This window comes from Planctomycetota bacterium, assembly GCA_016125255.1.
Lineage (GTDB): Bacteria > Planctomycetota > Phycisphaerae > Phycisphaerales > Zrk34 > RI-421.
In genome coordinates this window covers 21,447-40,225 of the sequence record WGMD01000009.1, presented here as the reverse complement: position 1 = coordinate 40,225, position 18,779 = coordinate 21,447, and the positions used below count along the sequence as shown (strand labels likewise).

General features: G+C 63.3%; 20 protein-coding genes. 14 read left to right on the top strand and 6 right to left on the bottom strand.

Annotation, left to right across the window (positions count from 1 at the left end):
• Window positions 1-100 precede the first annotated feature (100 nt).
• From GC162_08870 to GC162_08855, 4 genes are all read right to left on the bottom strand, one after another.
• Window positions 101-859 carry a DUF1223 domain-containing protein gene (locus GC162_08870; GenBank protein MBI1368748.1) on the bottom strand — a complete coding sequence of 253 codons (759 nt, stop codon included), beginning with the start codon at window positions 857-859 and terminating at the stop codon, window positions 101-103.
• A 67-nt stretch (window positions 860-926) separates the two neighbouring features.
• On the bottom strand, window positions 927-1,331 hold the full coding sequence (locus GC162_08865) for a hypothetical protein (GenBank protein MBI1368747.1): 405 nt from the start codon (window positions 1,329-1,331) through the stop codon (window positions 927-929).
• A 92-nt stretch (window positions 1,332-1,423) separates the two neighbouring features.
• Entirely contained in the window at window positions 1,424-2,731 is a 1,308-nt protein-coding gene (locus GC162_08860) for a hypothetical protein (protein MBI1368746.1), read from the bottom strand.
• A 34-nt stretch (window positions 2,732-2,765) separates the two neighbouring features.
• A complete protein-coding gene (locus tag GC162_08855) occupies window positions 2,766-3,065 on the bottom strand; it encodes a hypothetical protein (protein MBI1368745.1) in 300 nt (99 codons plus the stop codon).
• Between the two features lie 241 nt (window positions 3,066-3,306).
• Here GC162_08855 and GC162_08850 point away from each other — a divergent pair, with 241 nt between their 5' ends.
• Both GC162_08850 and GC162_08845 read left to right on the top strand, forming a co-directional pair.
• Window positions 3,307-3,795, top strand: coding sequence for a hypothetical protein (locus tag GC162_08850; protein ID MBI1368744.1), 489 nt, complete (start codon window positions 3,307-3,309; stop codon window positions 3,793-3,795).
• Window positions 3,796-3,914: 119 nt separating this feature from the next.
• Window positions 3,915-4,613 carry an intradiol ring-cleavage dioxygenase gene (locus tag GC162_08845; protein MBI1368743.1) on the top strand — a complete coding sequence of 233 codons (699 nt, stop codon included), beginning with the start codon at window positions 3,915-3,917 and terminating at the stop codon, window positions 4,611-4,613.
• Window positions 4,614-4,892: 279 nt separating this feature from the next.
• Here the strand turns inward: GC162_08845 and GC162_08840 are convergent, their stop codons facing one another.
• Window positions 4,893-5,537, bottom strand: coding sequence for a DnaJ domain-containing protein (locus tag GC162_08840; GenBank protein ID MBI1368742.1), 645 nt, complete (start codon window positions 5,535-5,537; stop codon window positions 4,893-4,895).
• A gap of 296 nt (window positions 5,538-5,833) precedes the next feature.
• On the opposite strand from GC162_08840, the gene GC162_08835 reads away from it, so the two are divergent.
• Window positions 5,834-8,803, top strand: a complete 2,970-nt coding sequence (locus GC162_08835) for an aldehyde dehydrogenase family protein (protein ID MBI1368741.1) — start codon at window positions 5,834-5,836, stop codon at window positions 8,801-8,803.
• A gap of 84 nt (window positions 8,804-8,887) precedes the next feature.
• On the top strand, window positions 8,888-9,217 hold the full coding sequence (locus GC162_08830; GenBank protein MBI1368740.1) for a helix-turn-helix domain-containing protein: 330 nt from the start codon (window positions 8,888-8,890) through the stop codon (window positions 9,215-9,217).
• 96 nt (window positions 9,218-9,313) lie between these two features.
• On the opposite strand, the gene GC162_08825 is transcribed toward GC162_08830, so the two are convergent.
• Window positions 9,314-9,871 carry a hypothetical protein gene (locus GC162_08825; protein MBI1368739.1) on the bottom strand — a complete coding sequence of 186 codons (558 nt, stop codon included), beginning with the start codon at window positions 9,869-9,871 and terminating at the stop codon, window positions 9,314-9,316.
• Window positions 9,872-10,071: 200 nt separating this feature from the next.
• Between GC162_08825 and GC162_08820 the strand changes: the two genes are divergently transcribed.
• The 10 genes from GC162_08820 to GC162_08775 all read left to right on the top strand — a co-directional run bounded on the left by GC162_08820 (window position 10,072) and on the right by GC162_08775 (window position 18,645).
• Window positions 10,072-10,254: a 50S ribosomal protein L32 gene (locus GC162_08820; protein ID MBI1368738.1), complete on the top strand. Its 183-nt coding sequence runs from the start codon at window positions 10,072-10,074 to the stop codon at window positions 10,252-10,254.
• 5 nt (window positions 10,255-10,259) lie between these two features.
• Window positions 10,260-11,291, top strand: coding sequence for a phosphate acyltransferase PlsX (plsX, locus tag GC162_08815; GenBank protein MBI1368737.1), 1,032 nt, complete (start codon window positions 10,260-10,262; stop codon window positions 11,289-11,291).
• On the top strand, window positions 11,288-12,295 hold the full coding sequence (gene fabH, locus GC162_08810) for a beta-ketoacyl-ACP synthase III (GenBank protein ID MBI1368736.1): 1,008 nt from the start codon (window positions 11,288-11,290) through the stop codon (window positions 12,293-12,295). The genes plsX and fabH overlap by 4 nt, the downstream gene beginning before the upstream one ends.
• A 49-nt stretch (window positions 12,296-12,344) precedes the next feature.
• Entirely contained in the window at window positions 12,345-12,704 is a 360-nt protein-coding gene (locus tag GC162_08805; protein MBI1368735.1) for a four helix bundle protein, read from the top strand.
• 62 nt (window positions 12,705-12,766) lie between these two features.
• A complete protein-coding gene (gene fabD / locus GC162_08800; GenBank protein MBI1368734.1) occupies window positions 12,767-13,687 on the top strand; it encodes an ACP S-malonyltransferase in 921 nt (306 codons plus the stop codon).
• A 17-nt stretch (window positions 13,688-13,704) separates the two neighbouring features.
• Entirely contained in the window at window positions 13,705-14,454 is a 750-nt protein-coding gene (gene fabG / locus GC162_08795; GenBank protein ID MBI1368733.1) for a 3-oxoacyl-[acyl-carrier-protein] reductase, read from the top strand.
• Window positions 14,455-14,595: 141 nt separating this feature from the next.
• The gene (gene acpP / locus GC162_08790; GenBank protein ID MBI1368732.1) at window positions 14,596-14,850 is read left to right on the top strand and encodes an acyl carrier protein; all 255 of its coding nucleotides are present in this window, start codon (window positions 14,596-14,598) and stop codon (window positions 14,848-14,850) included.
• A gap of 130 nt (window positions 14,851-14,980) precedes the next feature.
• Complete coding sequence (gene fabF, locus GC162_08785; GenBank protein ID MBI1368731.1) at window positions 14,981-16,219, top strand: beta-ketoacyl-ACP synthase II; 1,239 nt, start codon at window positions 14,981-14,983, stop codon at window positions 16,217-16,219.
• Window positions 16,220-16,307: 88 nt separating this feature from the next.
• Window positions 16,308-18,230 carry a transporter substrate-binding domain-containing protein gene (locus tag GC162_08780; GenBank protein ID MBI1368730.1) on the top strand — a complete coding sequence of 641 codons (1,923 nt, stop codon included), beginning with the start codon at window positions 16,308-16,310 and terminating at the stop codon, window positions 18,228-18,230.
• A 25-nt stretch (window positions 18,231-18,255) separates the two neighbouring features.
• On the top strand, window positions 18,256-18,645 hold the full coding sequence (locus tag GC162_08775) for a response regulator (protein ID MBI1368729.1): 390 nt from the start codon (window positions 18,256-18,258) through the stop codon (window positions 18,643-18,645).
• Window positions 18,646-18,779: the final 134 nt, after the last annotated feature.

Here is an 18,779-nt window from a genome sequence, read left to right as displayed (position 1 = left end):
TTTTAGCCTAAATGCGAAATTAAGTGAATGTTGCACGACGAACGCCCGGCGTTGGGCGGCGGGGGCACGGGTTGTGTGCCGATCACTTTTTAACTGCGTGTCAGTTGGCGGCGGGGAGTTGGACGGCGGCGGCGCCGATGATCGGGCCGAGGTCGGGGGACTGCACGTAGGCGATGATGGACCCGTGCGTGATTTCGGGGCGCGTCAGGGTGAGGTTGTCTTCGAGATGATCAGCGAGGGGCATGGTTTTGAAATCACGGGTGACGTTGGCGTGGACGAGTTTGCGGCCGCCGTTCTCGCCGCGGTCGGGATTAGACTGGACATGGGTCTGCACGTAGGCGATGTGCAGGACGGCGCCTTCAGGGGCGCTGGCGACTTTGTAGCTGACGTGAATCGTTTTGCCATCGCCATCAGTGGCGGCGTTAAGGGTGATGTTGACGGGCGCTTTGACGGCGAGTGCGGCGGCGATGGCGCGATCGGCGTGCGCGCGATCGGAGCCGACGAACTGCTCGGTCCCGTTGACGATCATCTGCGGCGTGTAGATGTTGGGCAGATTCATCTGATGTCCGTACGCGCGCTGCCGACGGGAGAATGCCGGGTCGGAATACGGGTCGGCCCAGCCCAGATGATTCCAGTAGTCGACATGCATCGAAAGGCAGTACACATGCTGCGCCGATTTGCTCGCATCGTCGATGATTTTCGCGAGCAGCGCATCGGCGGGCGGACAACTGGAGCAACCCTCGGAAGTGAACAACTCGACGACCGCCACGCCTTCGGGGTCCGCCGCGACGGTCGGTGCGCAGGCGGAAACGAAGGCGAGTATGGCGATGAGCAGTGTGATGATCGGGGTGTGGGACATGGGGATCGGGGGTCAGGGGTTGGGGATCAGGGTGAAAATGACGAAGGCGTGCTGAGCCGCGAACGTGTTAGGGGGCTTGCCATTTGATGGATTGGTTGTCGCCCCAGACGATGGCGGAGCCGTGTCCATCGCGGTCGCCGACGAGGAGCAGGCCGGTTTTCGTCTCGCCCTGCTGCGAAAGCTGAATCGACCCGCCCCATTTACCGGGAAAACACGAGGCGATGGCCTTGTTGTCGTCGATGAGCTGCCACGTGCCTTTGCCCGAGTCTTTGTCGGAGCCGACGACGAAGACGATTTCGTTTTTGTCGTTGTAGACGAGCAGTTTTTTGGTGCGCAGCGTCGCCATGATTCCCGCAGGCGATTGGGCCATGGTGAAGATCGCCAGCAGCGCCAGGCCCATCGTCATCATGATCCAACGCTGGCGGCGGGCACGAAGTTCGAGTTGCTCGATGCGTTGGGTCAGCGCGTCCATGGAGGAGCTCCGGGAATGGGGATCGGGGGTCAGGGATCGGCGAAGATGAAGCCTGCTAAGCCGCAAACGGCGGAAGGCGGCGGCAGCGATCGTCAGTCGTTCATCGGCTTGTCGCAACGGAGGGCGGCGTCGCGCCAATGGAGATCGAGGGCGCGTTCGCCGCGGAGGAACGGGGCGATGAACGACTCGACGATGATGCGTCGCCAACCGTGTTTGAGTTTACCATTGGGTTCGCCGCCGGCGGTCAGGGCGCGGAAGGCGTCGGCGAGTTCCTGGCGGTTGGTGACGAGCGTCGGGTCGATGCCGCGCGCCATGCAGAAGCTTTGCACGGCAATCCAGAGGGCATCGATGCGGAATCGTTCGCCGGGGCTTTCGTTGTTCTCGATTTCGGCGGGCCAGTCGCTGCGGTCCAGCGCGGCGCCGCGCTGCATGGCCTCGATCAGCGCCCGTCCGTATTCGGCGGCGACGGGGCGGGGCATGCCGCGCACCTGTGCGAGCTTTTCAAGATCGCGCACCGGGTGTCGGGCCAGTTCGACCATGACCTCATCGCGCAAAAACGAGCGCGGTGGCAGATCGTGCTTACGGGCGCCGGTGTCGCGCACGACGACCATCTCGCGGAGAATCGCACGCTGTTTGGCGGTGAGCGTCTTGCCGCCCCTCACGCGTGCCATCTGCACCGACGGATCGAACACGTACAGCGATGCGTCGCAGAGCGTCGCGCATTCCTGCTGCGCCCAGTCGGCATGCCCGCGATGGGCGAGTCGCTCTTCGATCGCCGCCGCCAGGGCCGGCAGATAACGCACATCGTCCGCCGCGTAGCGTCGATGCGCAGCACTGAGCGGGCGTTCGTCCCAGCTTGTGAAGGTCAGCCCCTTGCCCAGCCGCACGCCCAGAAGCTCGTCCACCACCTTGCTCAGCGCGACCGGATACGGCAGCGCGGCGAAACCGGCGGCGACCTGCGTGTCGATGACGTTCGCCGGCGGGCGGTTGAGATGGCGCACCACCGGCTCCAGGTCCTGCATTCCCGCATGCACCACGACCTGCACCGTCGAGTCCGCGATCAACTCCCAGACCGGCGTCAGATCGATGCCCGCCTGCGCATCGATCACCGCGACGCGCTCGGTGGTGCCCATCTGAATCAGACAAAGCTTGGGGTAGTAGCTCAGCTCACCGATGAACTCGGTGTCGTAGGCGAAACGGCCGAGCTGACGCACATGCGCGATGAACTCGGCGAGGTCGGCGGCGGTGTCGATCCACTGCGCATCGCCCTGCGGGATGAGCGGGTGATCGGGTATGGCGACGGCGTGATGGGCGTCGCCGGCGGCGGCGTGATGCGAACGGGCGCGCCGGCTCGGACGATGCCGACGACGACGCGAAGATGTGGGTTCAGGTTGATTCATTCACAAAAGTCACAAACACGACAAGACGGGAAACTCAGCGCCCTTCGGACTCCGCGGCGCTCTGCTGGAGCATATCACTGAGAATCGATTCCTTCAAAAACGCATAATGCTCGAAGAGCTCCTTGCGGCGACTTTCATCGGCATCGAATTGATTGATGACCTGGGCGGCGAGGGCGTTGGCGCGGGCGGTGATGGCGGCGAGAATCTCGACCTTTGCGCGCGCGTCGTCGCCAGCTTCGAAAGCTTCGGACGGCAGGGCTTCAACGCCGACCGACTCCTCGTCGGCGTCGAAGACGGCCCGGATGGCCAGGCTCACGATGGTCTCGCCGCTCATAAATGCAACTCCTGCATGGCACTCGAACGCATTATACCCGTTGACGGAGGCTGGCGGACGTCGCCTGCCGCCAAAAACACGGCAAAAGCACCAAAGCGCAACTTCGCTATTGCGGTGTACGTCGGCGGTGGTACACTAAAAGCGACGTCGGCGGGGTCGGCGGCGTATTGCCAGCGTGTGCAATGATCAGGGCGATGACGATCCAGGATTGATCGTTCGGGTAAGCTGAGGAGCAGTATCTGTGTCGACCATGTTCAAGATTTTCATCGGGAACCTCAACTTCAAGACGACCGAGGAACAGTTGCGGGCTGTGTTTGAGCCGCACATCGTCATTGAGGATCTTGTGATCGCGCGCGATGAGAAGACCGGCCAGTCGCGCGGTTTCGGTTTCGTCATGACGCGCGATCCGGAAAAGGCGCGCATCGCCCTTCGCCGCATCGGCAAGGTCATGATGGACAATCGACTCGTCTACTTCAAAGAAGCGCACGGCAAGAAGATCGGATACAAGCCGCGCCCCACGCATCGACCGCAGCGCAGCGGACCGCGCGGCAACATGCGGCGCCCCGGCCCCGGCGGTCCCCCGCCGCGACGCGACGCCGGACCCGGCGCGCCCCGCACGACGCACAGCCCCAAGCCACCGCTCGATCCGACCATCATTCGTGAAAACCTCGGCGGGTATTCCAACCCCGGCGCCGACGCCGCGCAGCCGCCCCGCCGCTCTGAAGATTGATCGGTTCAAACGCCTGACGTTTGCGTAAACGCGCCGCCGGTCGGCGTGTCATGAGTTGTCTGCGTGGATGATTCCATGCGTGCAGTTTCCATCGCGAACCAGCATCAGGGAGGTGCGGCATGGCCATCGAACTTCTTCGTCCCACGCGCCGTCTTTTCATACGGCAGGGCCTCATTGGCGCCGCGGCGATCGGCGTCTCGACCGGTTTGTGGGTTCCCGGCGCTTTCGCCGAGGAACTCGCCCGCACGCCGCGGCAGACCGAAGGCCCCTTCTATCCCGATCATCTGCCGCTCGACACGGACAACGATCTGCTCATTGTCAACAACGCCATCACGCCCGCCGTCGGCACGATCACGCATCTGTCGGGGCGAGTGATGAGCACCAGCGGCGAACCGGTGCGAAACGCGGTCGTCGAAATCTGGCAGGTCGACGGCAACGGCGTGTACCTGCACTCGCGCAGCCCCAACGGAGACAAACGCGACCGGAACTTTCAGGGCTACGGCCGATTCACCACCGGGTCCAGCGGCGAATACTACTTCCGCACCGTCAAGCCCATTGCGTACCCCGGGCGCACGGCGCATATTCATGTGGCCGTCAGCCGCTCGTCCAAACGCGTGCTCACCACGCAGTGCTACATCAAGGGCCACCCGCTCAACGAACGCGACGGCGTGCTGCGCCATGTGCCAGAAGCCTCGCGCGACATGGTCGTCATCGACTTCGCGCCGATCAAGGACTCGAAGATCGAAGAAGTAGCCGCACACTTCGATCTGATCATCGGCAACACCCCGGAAGAACCCGGCGCCGACCGCTTCCGCTGAATCCGGCCAGGCGAGCGGGCTTTTCGTGCATCAATCATTTAGCTTTTAGCCTAAATGCGAAATAAAAAGAGTGTCGTACATGCGTGCGGCGATGTCGTCGTTATGGTGCGTTATGACCCGCGTTGCTGCATGGTTGTCGCGCCGTCGCTTTGGCGCATTGCCAAAGATTGTCGTGCGACGGTCGCAACGCGCGGTGAGTATCGTCCGCGGAAATAAAAAAGCCCCGCGGACCGTGCAGAGCGGTGAACGCGGGGCTGTGGTGTGTGGGCTTAAACTGATTTACTGGGAGACGCGCTCCAAGGCGGAGACGGGCTTGAACTGCGACTCGGCCTGTGCCCCGTCGGCGGGCTGGACCTGCTCGACGTGCTGGGCGGCGGCGGGGGCTTGCTCGGACGCCTGGGCCTTGGTGGTGAACGAGGCGATGGCGGCGAGCTGATACAGACTGAACAGACCGGCGAGGATGCTGGCGGCGATAAAACCGGCCTGCACGACGCGGGCCCGCTTTTCCTGCCGACGGCGGCGGCGTTCGTGACGCCCCGGTGCCGGACGACGATAGGAGGGCATCACCACCACCGGTCGGCCGTACCCGTACGTCCGCATCGTGCGGCGATTGGTCGGGCCGGTCCCCGGCGTCTCGACGGCATCGCGTCCCTGCGTCGCCGCGGGAGCGGGGTCGATGGTGATCGGCTCGTCGATGAGCCCGCGATCGACCGCAAGCACATGATCGTAATCAAGCCGCAGTTGCGGATCGATGAGGGTCTCGTAGGCACGCTGCACACGGTAGAACTGTTCGAGGGCATCGGGCGCTTTGTTCACATCCGGATGCACCATCCGAACGGAGCGTCGATACGCCTTTTCAATTCTGCGAGGTCCGGCTGCGCGCGAAACGCCCAATACGTCATAGTGAGTATCGTTCTGCGCCATCTTTCCAATTGTCCACTGCAGACCTTTTTTTCTGATTCGATCGCCGCAAACCGACTTGCGAAACTGGTCAGCTTCTCTCAGGGCCGTTCCATACCCAACTGACCAATCGCCCCCAGGGACCACATATCGAATCAGCTACCAGTATCCTTCATCGGCCAAAATCTGTCAAGTCCCATAATGGAATTCTCACGCAAGATCGAAGCCCGATTGCGATTGCCGCACCTACCGGCGATGACTAGACTTACGCCCGCCACGCGCCAATTGCAGACCACAAATTTCACGATTGTACAATTAAGATGATGATCAACACGCAGACTCAACGGGATGTGGAGGCGGCGGTTCGTCAGATCGGCAAAGATCTTTTGTCCGGCGGGCGGGCGCGGCGAAGCTGGTGGAATCGGCTCACGCAGGAAGACATTCTGCTCGACCGGCTCATGAATGACGAAGCCATCCGCGTCGCCTCGCTGCGCTTCGTCGACGTGCTGCCCGCCCTCGATGATGATGACAATCTATGTCGTCACCTTGAAGAATATTTCGGCGACAAGGATCTGCATCTGCCCTGGCCGGCATTGGCGCACTGGGGACTGCGCCATGCGCGTCGGGGGATCGCGCCGCATGTGATCGCGCCGATGGTGCGGGCGGTGGCGGGGCGCATGGCGCGGCGTTTCATCGCCGGGCACAACGCCGCGACCGCCGCACGCACGCTCGCTCGCCTGCACCGTAACGGCATGGGGTTCACCATCGACCTGCTCGGTGAAGCGGTCGTCTGCGAAAGCGAATCGGAGCATTATCAGGGGCTGTACCTCAAAGTGCTCCGCGAGCTGGACCCGATCGTCAGGCGCTTCCGCTCAAAGAGCGCGACCGACGCGATCAATGGGCGCGTCAGTCCGCGGCTCAACCTCTCCGTGAAAATCTCGGCGATGTTCAGCCAGATCGATCCCGTCGATCCGGCCGGTTCGACCGAAGCGATCAAGGCCCGGCTGCGTCCGATTCTGCTGGAAGCGAAAAAGCGCGGCGCGTTCATCACGCTCGACATGGAGCAGTACGACACGAAGGACATCACGCTGCGCGCCTTCCGCGAGATACTGATGGAGGACGGTCTGCGTGATTGGCCGGATGTGGGGCTGGCGATGCAGGCGTATCTGCGCGACACGCCGCGCGACATCGATGCGATGATTACGTGGGTCAAGGAGCGCGGCACGCCGGTGACCGTGCGCCTGGTGCGCGGGGCGTACTGGGATTACGAAACCGTCATCGCGCAGCAGAACGACTGGGAAGCGCCGGTGTGGATGCACAAAGGGGAAACCGATCTGTGCTACGAGACGTGTCTGGCCAAGCTGTTCGCGGCGCATCCGTCCATCGAAACCGCCGCCGCCACGCACAATGTGCGCAGTCTTGCATTGACGATCGCGTTGGCAAAGGAGCACGGACTCGCCACGGATCAGTACGAAATGCAGATGCTCTACGGCATGGCGGACGAACTGAAGCAGAAGCTGGTGCAATCCGGTCAGCGGCTCCGCGTGTATCTGCCGTTCGGCGAGCTTTTGCCGGGGATGGCGTATCTGGTCCGCCGGCTGCTCGAGAACACGGGCAGTCAGTCGTTCGTGCGCATGGGGGCGCAGGAAAACGTCGCGCCGGAGGTGCTGCTGGCGCCGCCGGATGTGCGGTCGATCCCACAGCCCAAGCCGCGCAAACCCGGGTTCGTCAATGAGTCCAACCACCGCTGGACCGATCGGCGGGAGCGGGATCAGATGGACGCCTCGCTTGCGCAGGTCCGCTCGGAACTCGGCGGCAAGTTCCCGCTGATCGTCGGCGGGCGCGACGTTGCGACGACCCGCGAGCTGCGCTCCGTCAACCCGGCGAATCCATCGCAGATTATCGGCGCCACCGCCTCCGCCGAGCCGGCCGATGCCCATCGCGCGATCGATGCGGCCGAAGCGGCGCTGACCAAATGGCGTCACACCTCCATCGCCGAACGCAATGAAATCCTCCGCCGGGGGGCGCGATTGATGCGCGAGCGGCGGGACCAGTTCGCGGCGCTTCAGATGCTCGAAGCGGGTAAACCCCGGCGTGAGGCCGACGCGGACGTCACCGAGGCGATCGACTTCATCGAGTATTACGCACACGAAGCGGAGCGACTTTCGGGCGGGCACAAGCTGCATGTGCCGGGCGAGACGAACGATTATTTTTACGAGCCGCGCGGGGTCGGGGCGGTGATCACGCCGTGGAATTTCCCGCTGGCGATCCCGGTGGGCATGTGCATCGCTCCGATCGCAGCTGGCAACACCATCGTGTTCAAACCCGCGCCGCAGACGCCGATCATCGCGGCGAAATTCGCCAAGCTCATGCACGAAGCCGGTCTCCCGGCGGGGGTGCTCAACTATCTGCCCGGCGATGACGAGGCGGGCAAGGCACTCGTCGCCCATCCCAAGATCAGCTTCATCAGCTTCACCGGCTCGCAGTCCGCGGGCGTATCCATCAACCAGTCGGCGGCGAAGCTGGCGGACGGACAAGAGACGGTCAAACACGTCGTGGCGGAACTGGGCGGGAAGAACGCCCTGATCGTCGACGATGATGCGGACCCGGATGATGCGGTGCTGGGCGTGGTGCGGTCGGCGTTCGGTTTCGCCGGTCAAAAGTGCAGCGCCTGCTCGCGCGTGATCGTTATCGGCGCGGGGTATGACGCGTTCGTGAAGCGGCTGTGCGAAGCGGCGGCGAGTCTGAAGATCGGCGACCCGGTCGACCCGGCGACGTTCCTCGGCCCGGTCATCGACGCGGAGGCGTACGAACGCATCAACCGCACGATTGACGAAGCCGGCAGGCGCCACATGCTCGCCCTCCGCACCGATGTGTCGCATCTCAAAAACGGCTACTACATCGGCCCGACGATTTTCCGCGATGTCGATCCGGCATCGGACCTGGCCCGCAACGAAATCTTCGGCCCGGTGCTGGCGGTCATGCGCGCCAAAAACTTCGACCACGCCCTGCAAATCGCCAACAGCTCGCGCTACGCCCTGACCGGCGGCCTCTACTCCCGCAGCCCGCATCACCTCGCCCGCGCCCGGCGCGAATTCCGTGTCGGCAATCTCTACCTCAACCGCAAGATCACCGGCGCCATCGTCAATCGTCAACCCTTCGGCGGATTCAAGCTCTCGGGCACCAACGCCAAAGCCGGCGGCCCCGATTATCTGATGCACTTCCTCGAAGCCCGCTGCGTCACGGAAAACACGCTCCGCCGCGGATTCGCGCCGTCCGAAGAAGACTAAGCCCTCACATCGCCAAACATCGCGCCACGCCCCAACCATGCGATAGCCGCAATTCAACATTCTCACATTCTTGAGAATGTTGGAATGTTTACAAGCGGCTGTTATCATCATCGCATGGGCACAAAGTCACCCCCTCCGCGTCCCAAAAAATCGGATCGGCAACTTGAGCGCATCCTCAAGGGTTGCGCCAATCACCGGCGAATTTCGATCATGCTTCTGCTGGAGGCGGAACCGGAGTTGTCGCTGCTGGAGGTTTCTCAGCAGCTTCGCATCGACATCAAGACCGCGAGCGAGCACATGCGTCGTCTTGCGATCGCTGGTCTGGTTCTCAAACGAAACGAAGGCCGCTGGGTGCGACATAAACTGACCGAGCGCGGAGCACACATTCTCACATTCTTGAGAATGTTGGAATGATGGGTGATCGATATCCGGCTTATCCGGTTGTAAGACATTCTCACATTCTCAAGAATGTGAGAATGTTGTCTGAACCACTGCATGGTTGGTGGGCGATCACCATGCTTTGATCATGGCGTCCACATCGGCGGGGGTTTTGAGTTTGGCCAGATCGTCGGACAGGTCGCGGGAGCCGTCGGCGGCTTGTTCGATGACCTTGCCGAGGGCGGCGTCGGGGATGGGGTTCGTCAAGACGGTGACGCCGGTGGGGGTAACGATTCGGAGGAAGTCGGAGCCGGGCAGAGGCAGGTACTGCACCGCGCCGGCGTCGTCCACGACGGCGAGTTGGGTGATGTCGCTGGTGGAAGCGGCGGTGTCGATGCCGACGACGACGCAGAGGGGTTTGCCGGCGTCATCGTACTGGGCGAAGACGAAGTGCATGGCGACGTGGTATTCCTTGTTGACCTTGCCATCGGTGGCGAATGTGGAGGCGCCGCCGCTGCCGCCGGTGGCTGTAAAGGAAGAGGAGGAAGATGAGACGGATGGGCCGGGGACGAGGGCGGTTGCGAAGAAGAAGCCGAACAGGAGGAGCAGGAGTCCGGCGACGATGATGACGCCGGCGATGATGGGCAGCGCGGTGTTGAGGCCGGAGGAGGATTGGGGTTGTTCGGACATATGGGCGAGCCCCGAAATGGGAAATGGATATGTGGAGTGTAGGCGATGCGGGGAGAGACCGCTAAGCCGCAAGCGGCTGTGGGGAGAATGGGAAGGGAGGCGGGTCGGTTGACATGGGTGAAAATCGGCTATAATTGGGGCCTCACCCCAGCGGGACGGCTTTGCCACCAAGCTCATAGAACTCGATACAGAGGTTTGCCATGCTTCCAGTCACACGTACACCCAAAGGGCGCAAGCTGCGGCGTCGTTCGCATCACGCTCTTAAGCCCGTCCAGACCGTGGTTTGCCCGCACTGCGGGTCGCCGCGCATGCCTCACGCCGCCTGCAATAATTGCGGCTACGTTCGTCCGGGCCTGTCGCTCAAGTCCAACTCGGAAGACTAAGCTACATGCGCATCGCCATCGACGTGATGGGCGGCGATCATGCGCCGGACGCGATCCTCGATGGCGCACTGGCGGCTCTGGAGCTGCTTGCGCCGGACGATCAGATTGTCCTCGTCGGCGACGGGGCGATCATTCGTGACATGGTGCGCGAGCAAGGTCTGGCGAGCGACCCCCGACTCGTCATCGAGCCGACGACGCAGGTCATCGGCATGGCCGAGCCCCCCACTTCCGCCCTTCGCAACAAACCCGACAGCTCGATCGCCAAATGGGCATGGCTCGGCTCGCCCAAGGCGGAAGCGGATCGCTGCGAGGTGATCATCTCGGCAGGGAACACGGGCGCGTGCGTCGCCGCGGCGCAGATGCGCATGCGGCGGCTGCCGGGCGTGCATCGACCGGGCATCGCAGTGACGATTCCGACGTTCTATGGTCCGCTCGTCCTCTGCGACGTCGGGGCGAACATCGTGCCCAAGCCGATGCATCTGTATCAGTATGGTCACATGGCGGCGATCTACGCCCGCAAGGTGCACGGCATCGAGAACCCGCGCGTCGCCGTGCTCTCCGTCGGCGGAGAAGAGGGCAAAGGCACGGACCTGACCAAAAACACGCACAAGCTCATGCGGGCCGACCCCTCGCTCAACTACATCGGTTACGTCGAGGGCCGCGAACTTTTCGACGGCAAGTGCGACGTGATCGTCACCGAGGGCTTCACCGGCAACGTCGTGCTCAAGCTCGCCGAGGGCTTGGCCGCGGGTCTTTTCAAGACGATCGCACACGAAATTTTCGAGCACGACCCGGACCTGGCGATGCGCTTCGAGCCGGTCGTCAAGAGCATCTACAAGAAGCACGACTATCACGAATACGGCGGCGCCCCCCTGCTTGGAGCCAACGGCACGTGCATCATCTCGCACGGGTCGTCCGAAGCGCGGACCATCAAGGCGGCCGTCGCCGCCTCCATCAAATTCGTCAATCTCGGCGTCAACGACGCCATCGTCGAAGTGCTCGGCAAGCACGCCGGCTCCGATGAGGAGGCGGCATGAGCCCCGGTCGACGGCGACCGACGGCTCGTGGCGCGACCATCTCCGGCACCGGGATGGCGGTTCCTCCGCGCATCATGACCAATGCCGACATCGAAAAGCTCGTCGAAACCTCCGACGACTGGATCACGCAGCGCACCGGCATCAAGCAGCGCTACGTCAGCGACCCGGACATCATGACCAGCGATCTGGCGGCGACGGCCGTGCGCGAGGCGCTTCAGATGGCCAAAGTCGCGCCGCATGAGTTGGACCTTCTGATCTGCGCGACGATGACGCCGGACATGATCTGCCCGGCCAGCGCCGCTCAGGTCGTGTCAAAAGTCGGCGCGACGCCCTGCGGCGCGATGGACATCAACCTCGCCTGCACGGGTTTTGTCGCCGCGCTGAATCTCGCCGCCAACTGCATCGGCAGCGGGTTTTATAAGCATGTCGCAATCGTCGGGGCGGAGCAGCTCAGCCGGGTCGTCAACTGGGAGGACCGCAATACGTGCGTGCTGTTCGGCGACGGAGCGGGCGCGGCGATCGTCAGCGCGGTCGATGACGAAACGCGCGGGTGCATGCACCAGAGCATGAACAGCGACGGAGGCAAATGGGTCGAGCTTTATTGCCCGCGCGGCGAAGCGGGTGTGCCCGACGGCGCGACGTTCAATGGCAAGTGCAACACGCTTCAGATGAACGGGCGCGAGGTCTACAAGTTCGCCGTCACGACCCTGATGCAGTCCATCGAAGACGCCCTCAAAGCCAGCGAACTGGACATCAAGGACGTCAAGGTCATCATCCCGCACCAGTCGAATGTGCGCATCCTCGAAAGCGCCCGCGAGAAACTGGGGCTTGACGAGGACAAGCTGTACATCAATCTGCCGCGCTACGGGAACACGTCGGCCGCAAGCGTGGGCATCTGCCTGCACGAATTGATGAAAGCGGGCAAGGTCGGACCGGGCGACATCGCGTTGTTCGTCGCGCTGGGCGGCGGGCTGACATGGGCGACAAGTGTCTGGAAGCTGTAGGAATTGCAAATTGGCCATTGAGAATTGCAAAATGCAAATTGGCAAAGGCATGACACCTTCCGACCTCTCCGAACGCCTGCTGGACTTTGCGGCACGCGCCGGGCGCGTGACCGATGCGCTGCCGGAGACACGGCTGGGGCGGCATATCGCCAATCAACTGGTGCGATCCGGCACTTCGCCGGCTCCGAATTATGAGGAAGCATGCGCTGCGGAAAGTCGCGCCGATTTCGTTCACAAACTGAGCATCAGTCTCAAGGAACTACGCGAGTCGCGCTCGTGGCTGAGACTCATCATCCGATCGCAACTTCTGCCCAACGAAAAGCTGGCGGACCTGCTCGATGAATGCGAGCAACTGTGCAACATCCTCGGGCAATCGATCATCACCGCCAAGACGAATCAGGGACCATGACTTTCATTTTGCAATTTGCATTGGACAATTTGCAATTTGCAATGCATTGAGACGCACGATTCATGAATCAGGAAAGCAACATCATTCTTTGCCCCGGCCAGGGGGCGCAGCACACCGGAATGGGCAAGGCGTGGGCGGACGCTTCGCAGGCGGCGGCGGCGACGTTCGCGCAGGCGGACAAGGAACTGGGCGAAGCGCTTTCGAAAGTTTGCTTTGACGGGCCGGATGAGAAGGTCAATCGGACGGATGTCGCCCAGCCGGCGATTTATGTGACGAGCATCGCTTGTCTGCGCGGGCTGGAGGAACGCGGGGTCATCGATCTGTCGAGCCCGGCGGCGGTGGCGGGGCTCAGTCTCGGCGAGTACACCGCCCTGCACCTTGCGGGCGTGTTCAGCTTCGAAGACGGGCTCAAGCTCGTGCAGCAGCGCGGCCGGTTCATGCAGGAGGCGGCCGAGGCGAGCGATTCGTCGATGGTCGCGCTGATCGGAGTGGACGAAACGCAGGCGACGGAACTTTGCAAAGCCGCAAGCGGCGGCGATGTTCTGGTGCCGGCGAACTTCAACTGCCCCGGGCAGATCGTCATCAGCGGGACGAAAGCGGCGTGTGCGCGGGCGCTGACGGAAGCGGAAATGATGGGCGTGCGTGCGACGGCGTTGACCGTGGCGGGCGCGTTTCATTCGCCCCTGATGCGGCCGGCTGCGGAGCGCATGGCCAAAGCACTCGACGAAGTGACGTTCAATCCGCCGCGCGTGCCGGTGCTTTCGAATGTCACGGGCGCGGTCCACGGGTCGGACACGGCGACGATCAAGCGGCTGCTCGTGGAGCAGATCACCGGCGCGGTGCGGTGGGAGCAGAACGTGCGCTGGTTGATCGGACATGTGCAGGGCCGGTACATTGAGCCGGCCCCCGGAAAAGTGCTGTCAGGTTTGATGCGGCGCATCGACCGGGCGATCAAAGTCGAAAACTTCGCGGAACCGCAGTAAAAAGATTGGACTTGAACATGATCGAGACAACACAGAAGCGCATCGCGGTCGTCACGGGGGCGAGCCGCGGCATCGGCGAAGCGATCGCCCTGGCGCTGGCCAAGCAGGGTCGGCACGTGGTGCTGGTGGCGCGCGATGCATCGAAACTCGAAGCGGTCAAGTCGGCGATCGAAGCGGCGGGCGGCACGGCGAGCGTCAAGCCCTGCGACTTTTCCGACGGGGCGGCGGTGGGGAAGCTCATCGAAGAAGTCGCCGACGAATTCGGCCGGCTCGACATCCTCGTCAACAACGCCGGGATCACCCGCGACAACCTCATCCTCCGCATGAGCGAGGAGGAGTTCGACGCGGTGATGACGGTGAACCTGCGAAGCGTGTTCATCGCATGCAAGACGGCACTGCGGCCGATGATGCGGGGCAAATGGGGCCGCATCATCAATATCAGCTCCGTCGCCGGGCTCGTCGGCAACGCCGGTCAGGCCAACTATGCGGCGACGAAGGCGGGTGTGATCGGGCTGACCAAGTCGATCGGCAAGGAACTTGCGGCCAAGAACATCACGGCGAATATCGTCGCCCCGGGTTTCATCGAGACGGATATGACCGGCGGCTTGCCGGACGCGGTGAAGGAAGGGGCGAAGGGAGTGACCCCGCTGAAGCGCTTCGGCAAGGCCGAGGAAATCGCGGCGGCGGTGGCGTACTTCGCATCGGAAGAGGCCTCGTACACGACGGGCCAGGTATTGGCGGTGGACGGGGGCATGACGATGTGCTGATTGGTGGCTAAGATAGACGCCCGTGACCGGCCGGTGTAGGTCGGTTGCCTGCTTGGCAGGCCGCGGGCGAACCGCTATATTTGCAGCGGGGTGCACGTTCGCCCCCCGCTCTCGGAACTTGTTTCTTCAGGAGACGCGCCCATGGGCGAAGCCGAAATCGAATCCAAAGTCATTGACATCGTCGCCGAGCAGATGGGTGTCGACAAGGGTGAAATCAACCGTGACACCCACTTCATCAACGACCTGAACGCCGACAGTCTCGACACCGTGGAGCTGGTCATGGAATTCGAAGACGAATTCGAGACCTCGATCCCGGACGAGGAAGCCGAGAAGATTCAAACGGTCGGCCAGGCGATCGAGTACATCAAGAGCCACATGGACAAGGCCGCCGGCTGAGCGGTGAAGCGGCGGTCGCCGTCGCTCGAGGCGGGCACGGCGACCCGAACGTCCGGGCAGCGACGCGGTCAACCCCGCGCGCGCTGGTTTTCTGACGTTGCGCAGCCGCACCGCCCTGTCGAGACCTCGCATGGATAAAAGACGCGTTGTCATCACCGGTTTGGGCTGGGCCACCAGTCTCGGGCTTGAAGTCGAAAAGGTCTGGGGCGATCTGCTCAAAGGCACCAGCGGCATTCACGCCATCACCCGCTTCAACACCGACGAATACTCGGTGAAGTTCGGCGGCGAGCTGTCGTTCTGGGACGGCTCGCCGCACCTGGACAGCCGCGACTGCAAGCGGATGGACCGCTTCGCGCAGTTCGCCCTCGGCTCGAGCATTGACGCCGTCAAGGATGCGGGCATCGACTTTGACAAGGAAGACCGCGACCGCTGCGGCGTGATCATCGGGTCGGGCATCGGCGGCATCGAAGAGTTCGAAGAGGGCCATGCCAAGATGATCGAAAAGGGCCCCCGCCGAGTCAGCCCTTTCATGATCCCCAAGCTCATGATCAACGCCGCGTCGGCGAACGTGTCGATGCAGTTGGGCCTGCGCGGCGTCAACACCGCCGCCGTCACCGCCTGCGCCTCCGCCGGGCACGCCATCACCGACGCCGTCAAAGCCATCGTGCAGGACGAAGCGGACGTGATCATCACCGGCGGGTCCGAAGCGGCGCTGACGAAACTCGGACTCGCGTGCTTCATGACGATGCGCGCCCTGTCGACGCGCAACGACGATCCGACGAAGGCCTCGCGCCCGTGGGACAAGGATCGCGACGGATTCGTGCTTTCCGAAGGCGCCGGATGCATGGTCGTCGAGGAACTCGAACACGCCCGCAAGCGCGGCGCCCGGATCTACGCCGAGTTGATCGGATACGGCATGAGCGCCGACGCCGGGCACATCACCCAGCCCGACGAACAGGGCTCGGGGGCGCAGATGGCCATGCGCCGCGCGATCAAGATGGCGGGCATCGGACTCGAAGACATCGGCTACATCAACGCGCACGGCACTTCGACGCCGCTGGGCGACAAGGCCGAGAACAACGCCATCAAGAACCTCTTCGGCCCCGCCGCCTACAAACTCGCCGTCAGCTCCACCAAGAGCATGACCGGTCACTTGCTCGGCGCCTCCGGCGGCATCGAGACGATCATCGCGGCCAAGGCCCTCTCGACCGGCGACATCCCGCCGACGATCAATCTCGAAAACCCCGATGAGGGCTGCGATCTGGACTATGTCGCCAACGAAGCGCAGCATCGCGACCTTAAGTACGTGATGACCAACAGCTTCGGCTTCGGCGGGCACAACTCCTCGCTCGTGCTCGGCAAAATCTGAGCGCGGCGGGTTCGCAAGTGAATCGGCGCCGACGCACCCGTTTGGCGAGGCCGCTTGCGGCCTGTGTCTGTTTTCGGGAAGTCCGACCATGACGACTCGTCGCCTTTGTCGCATGACGGCGCGGATGATGCTCTGCATGGTCATCTGCGCGGCGGCGACGGCTTACGCACAGCGGACCGAACGCGATCAGTCCGTCTTCGACCGACCGCTCCGCGTGGGCATCAGCGACGACTTTCCCCCATTTGAGTACACGGACGACGACGGTGAGCCGGCCGGTTACGACGTGGACATGATGCGCGCGGCGGCGAAGGTCGTCGGGCTCGATCTCGAATTCAAGGCGGCGCAGTGGAGCGAAGTGCGCGGCGATCTGGAAAGCGGCAAGCTCGATGCGCTGACGGGGATGCTCTATTCGCGCGAGCGCGATCGCACGGCCGACTTCTGCGAGCCGCTCATGCGCGTGCTCTACACCAGTTTCGTCCGCAAGGGCTCCCCGCCGATCCATGACGAGTCGGACCTGACGAACAAGACGATCATCGTCGAATCGCGCAGCCGCATGCACGATCAATTGCTCAAGCTCAACATCGCCGGTCATATCATCGAAGCGACGTCGGAGCCGGAGGCATTAAGGCGGCTCGCCGCCGGCGAAGGCGACGCGGCGCTCGTGCCCCATCTTCAGGGCCTGCTCATCGCCCGGCAGTACAAGCTCACAAACGTCCAGCCGGTCGGTCCGCCGATCTACAGTCTCGATCTGTGTTTCGCGGTGGGCGAAGGCAATCGCACGCTGCAGTCGATGCTCAACACCGGCCTGGCCGTCATCCGCCGCACCGGCGAAGCGTCGAAGATTTACGATCAATGGTTCGGCGGGGTGGCGGAGACGACCCGGCGCGTCGAGTTCGGCGAAGTCGTGCGCGTGCTGGCGTGGCTGGTCATCCCGCTGGCGGTGGTGCTTTTGATGGTGCTGGCCTGGTCGCGCTCGCTGCGGCGCACGGTCGCCCAGCGCACGGCGGAGCTGCGGCAGGAGCTTGCCGACCGCCGGCGCGCCGAGGAGCGCTACCGCACGCTCGTGGAGATCGCCCCGCTGGCGATTGAGGAGCTGGATCTGGCCGGCCGCATCATCTCGATCAACCCCGCGGGGCTTTCGATGCTCGGCGCCGCCGATCCGCGCGAGGTGCTGGGCCGAACCTGCTCGGACCTGGCGATGGTGGCGGATATGCAGCGACTTGACGAGTTGTTTCGCCAGTCGCGCGATGGGCAGGTGTGTCACTTCGAGTTCACGCTCTCGGACGGCCGATCGCTGGCGGCGTCGTTCGTGCCGATCTTCGATCAGGAGCAGGCGCAGGTGGTGCGCGTCATGGGCCTGGCGCGCGACATCACCGAGCGCGTGCGTCACGAACAGCGCCGCCGCCTGCTTATGAGCGAACTGGACCACCGCGTCAAAAACAATCTGCACGCCGTGCTGGCGCTGGCGGCCCAGACGATCAGTTCGACCAAGACGCTGCCGGAGTTCGAGGCGGCGTTCATCGGTCGCGTCCGCGCCATGGCGCAGACACATGAAGCGTTGGCGCGAAGCCAGTGGACCGGGGCGGATCTGCACATGGCGGTCCGCAACACGCTCGGCGCCTTCCTCGACACCACCCCGCCGCGCATCACCTTCGACGGCCCGCCGGTGACGCTGCCGCTGCGGGCGGCGATGCCCGTGTGCCTGGCGCTGCACGAGCTGGTCACCAACGCCACCAAATATGGCGCCCTGTCAAATCTGGAGGGCCATGTCACGCTCACCTGGTCCGTCACCGATCAAACCGTCACGCTGCGATGGATGGAAACCGGCGGACCCCGCGTCGGCGACACCACCCGCCGCGGAGCCGGCATCCGTCTCATCGAAGGACTCATCGGCTACGAACTTCAGGGAAATGCCGAAATTCTGTTTTCACCGCATGGACTCGTCTGTATACTGGCCTTCAGCATTCGTGAGTCGGGCGTGGATCGTGCCCGGTCGACTGAGGTGTCGTGAAAATCTGTAATCTGTGGTGTATGACATGTCGACATTCACGCCAGTGAATGACCCGTCTCAGCGCGAATTGACGATCCTTCTCGTCGAGGACAATTACCTCGTCGCGAACATGCTCAATCGCATGCTCGACACACTCGGCTGCCAGGTCGTTGGCCCGGCGCCCTCCATCGACCGGGCCATGGACCTCGCCCGCGATCACCAACTCTCCGGCGCCATCCTCGACATCAACATCATCGGCGGCACCAGCGCTCCCATCGCACAGTTCCTCAAGGAACGCGACACCCCCTTCGTCTTCATTACCGGCTACGCCAGCCCGCAGGGCCTGCCCGACGACTTGGCACACATCCCCAAACTCACCAAGCCCATCGACCCCAACGCCCTCGAAAAAGTCATCCGCAAACAGTTCGGCGTGTAGGGGATCAGGGATCAGGGATCAGACTCTATTCCGCGCGCGGCACGCCCCGCTTCAGCGGGGCGTGTGCCTTTCACCCCGATCCCCAACCCCCGACCCCTGATCCCCGATCCCCAACCCCCGATCCCCAACCCCCG

Coding starts and splice junctions, on each gene's coding strand:
- fabF (MBI1368731.1), top strand. CDS start 14,981: ATGGATAAAAGACGCGTTGTCATCACCGGTTTGGGCTGGGCCACCAGT.
- GC162_08860 (MBI1368746.1), bottom strand. CDS start 2,731: ATGAATCAACCTGAACCCACATCTTCGCGTCGTCGTCGGCATCGTCCG.
- GC162_08865 (MBI1368747.1), bottom strand. CDS start 1,331: ATGGACGCGCTGACCCAACGCATCGAGCAACTCGAACTTCGTGCCCGC.
- GC162_08855 (MBI1368745.1), bottom strand. CDS start 3,065: ATGAGCGGCGAGACCATCGTGAGCCTGGCCATCCGGGCCGTCTTCGAC.
- fabH (MBI1368736.1), top strand. CDS start 11,288: ATGAGCCCCGGTCGACGGCGACCGACGGCTCGTGGCGCGACCATCTCC.
- GC162_08775 (MBI1368729.1), top strand. CDS start 18,256: ATGTCGACATTCACGCCAGTGAATGACCCGTCTCAGCGCGAATTGACG.
- GC162_08830 (MBI1368740.1), top strand. CDS start 8,888: ATGTTTACAAGCGGCTGTTATCATCATCGCATGGGCACAAAGTCACCC.
- GC162_08870 (MBI1368748.1), bottom strand. CDS start 859: ATGTCCCACACCCCGATCATCACACTGCTCATCGCCATACTCGCCTTC.
- GC162_08845 (MBI1368743.1), top strand. CDS start 3,915: ATGGCCATCGAACTTCTTCGTCCCACGCGCCGTCTTTTCATACGGCAG.
- GC162_08805 (MBI1368735.1), top strand. CDS start 12,345: ATGACACCTTCCGACCTCTCCGAACGCCTGCTGGACTTTGCGGCACGC.
- GC162_08820 (MBI1368738.1), top strand. CDS start 10,072: ATGCTTCCAGTCACACGTACACCCAAAGGGCGCAAGCTGCGGCGTCGT.
- acpP (MBI1368732.1), top strand. CDS start 14,596: ATGGGCGAAGCCGAAATCGAATCCAAAGTCATTGACATCGTCGCCGAG.
- plsX (MBI1368737.1), top strand. CDS start 10,260: ATGCGCATCGCCATCGACGTGATGGGCGGCGATCATGCGCCGGACGCG.
- GC162_08840 (MBI1368742.1), bottom strand. CDS start 5,537: ATGGCGCAGAACGATACTCACTATGACGTATTGGGCGTTTCGCGCGCA.
- GC162_08835 (MBI1368741.1), top strand. CDS start 5,834: ATGATGATCAACACGCAGACTCAACGGGATGTGGAGGCGGCGGTTCGT.
- fabD (MBI1368734.1), top strand. CDS start 12,767: ATGAATCAGGAAAGCAACATCATTCTTTGCCCCGGCCAGGGGGCGCAG.
- fabG (MBI1368733.1), top strand. CDS start 13,705: ATGATCGAGACAACACAGAAGCGCATCGCGGTCGTCACGGGGGCGAGC.
- GC162_08780 (MBI1368730.1), top strand. CDS start 16,308: ATGACGACTCGTCGCCTTTGTCGCATGACGGCGCGGATGATGCTCTGC.
- GC162_08825 (MBI1368739.1), bottom strand. CDS start 9,871: ATGTCCGAACAACCCCAATCCTCCTCCGGCCTCAACACCGCGCTGCCC.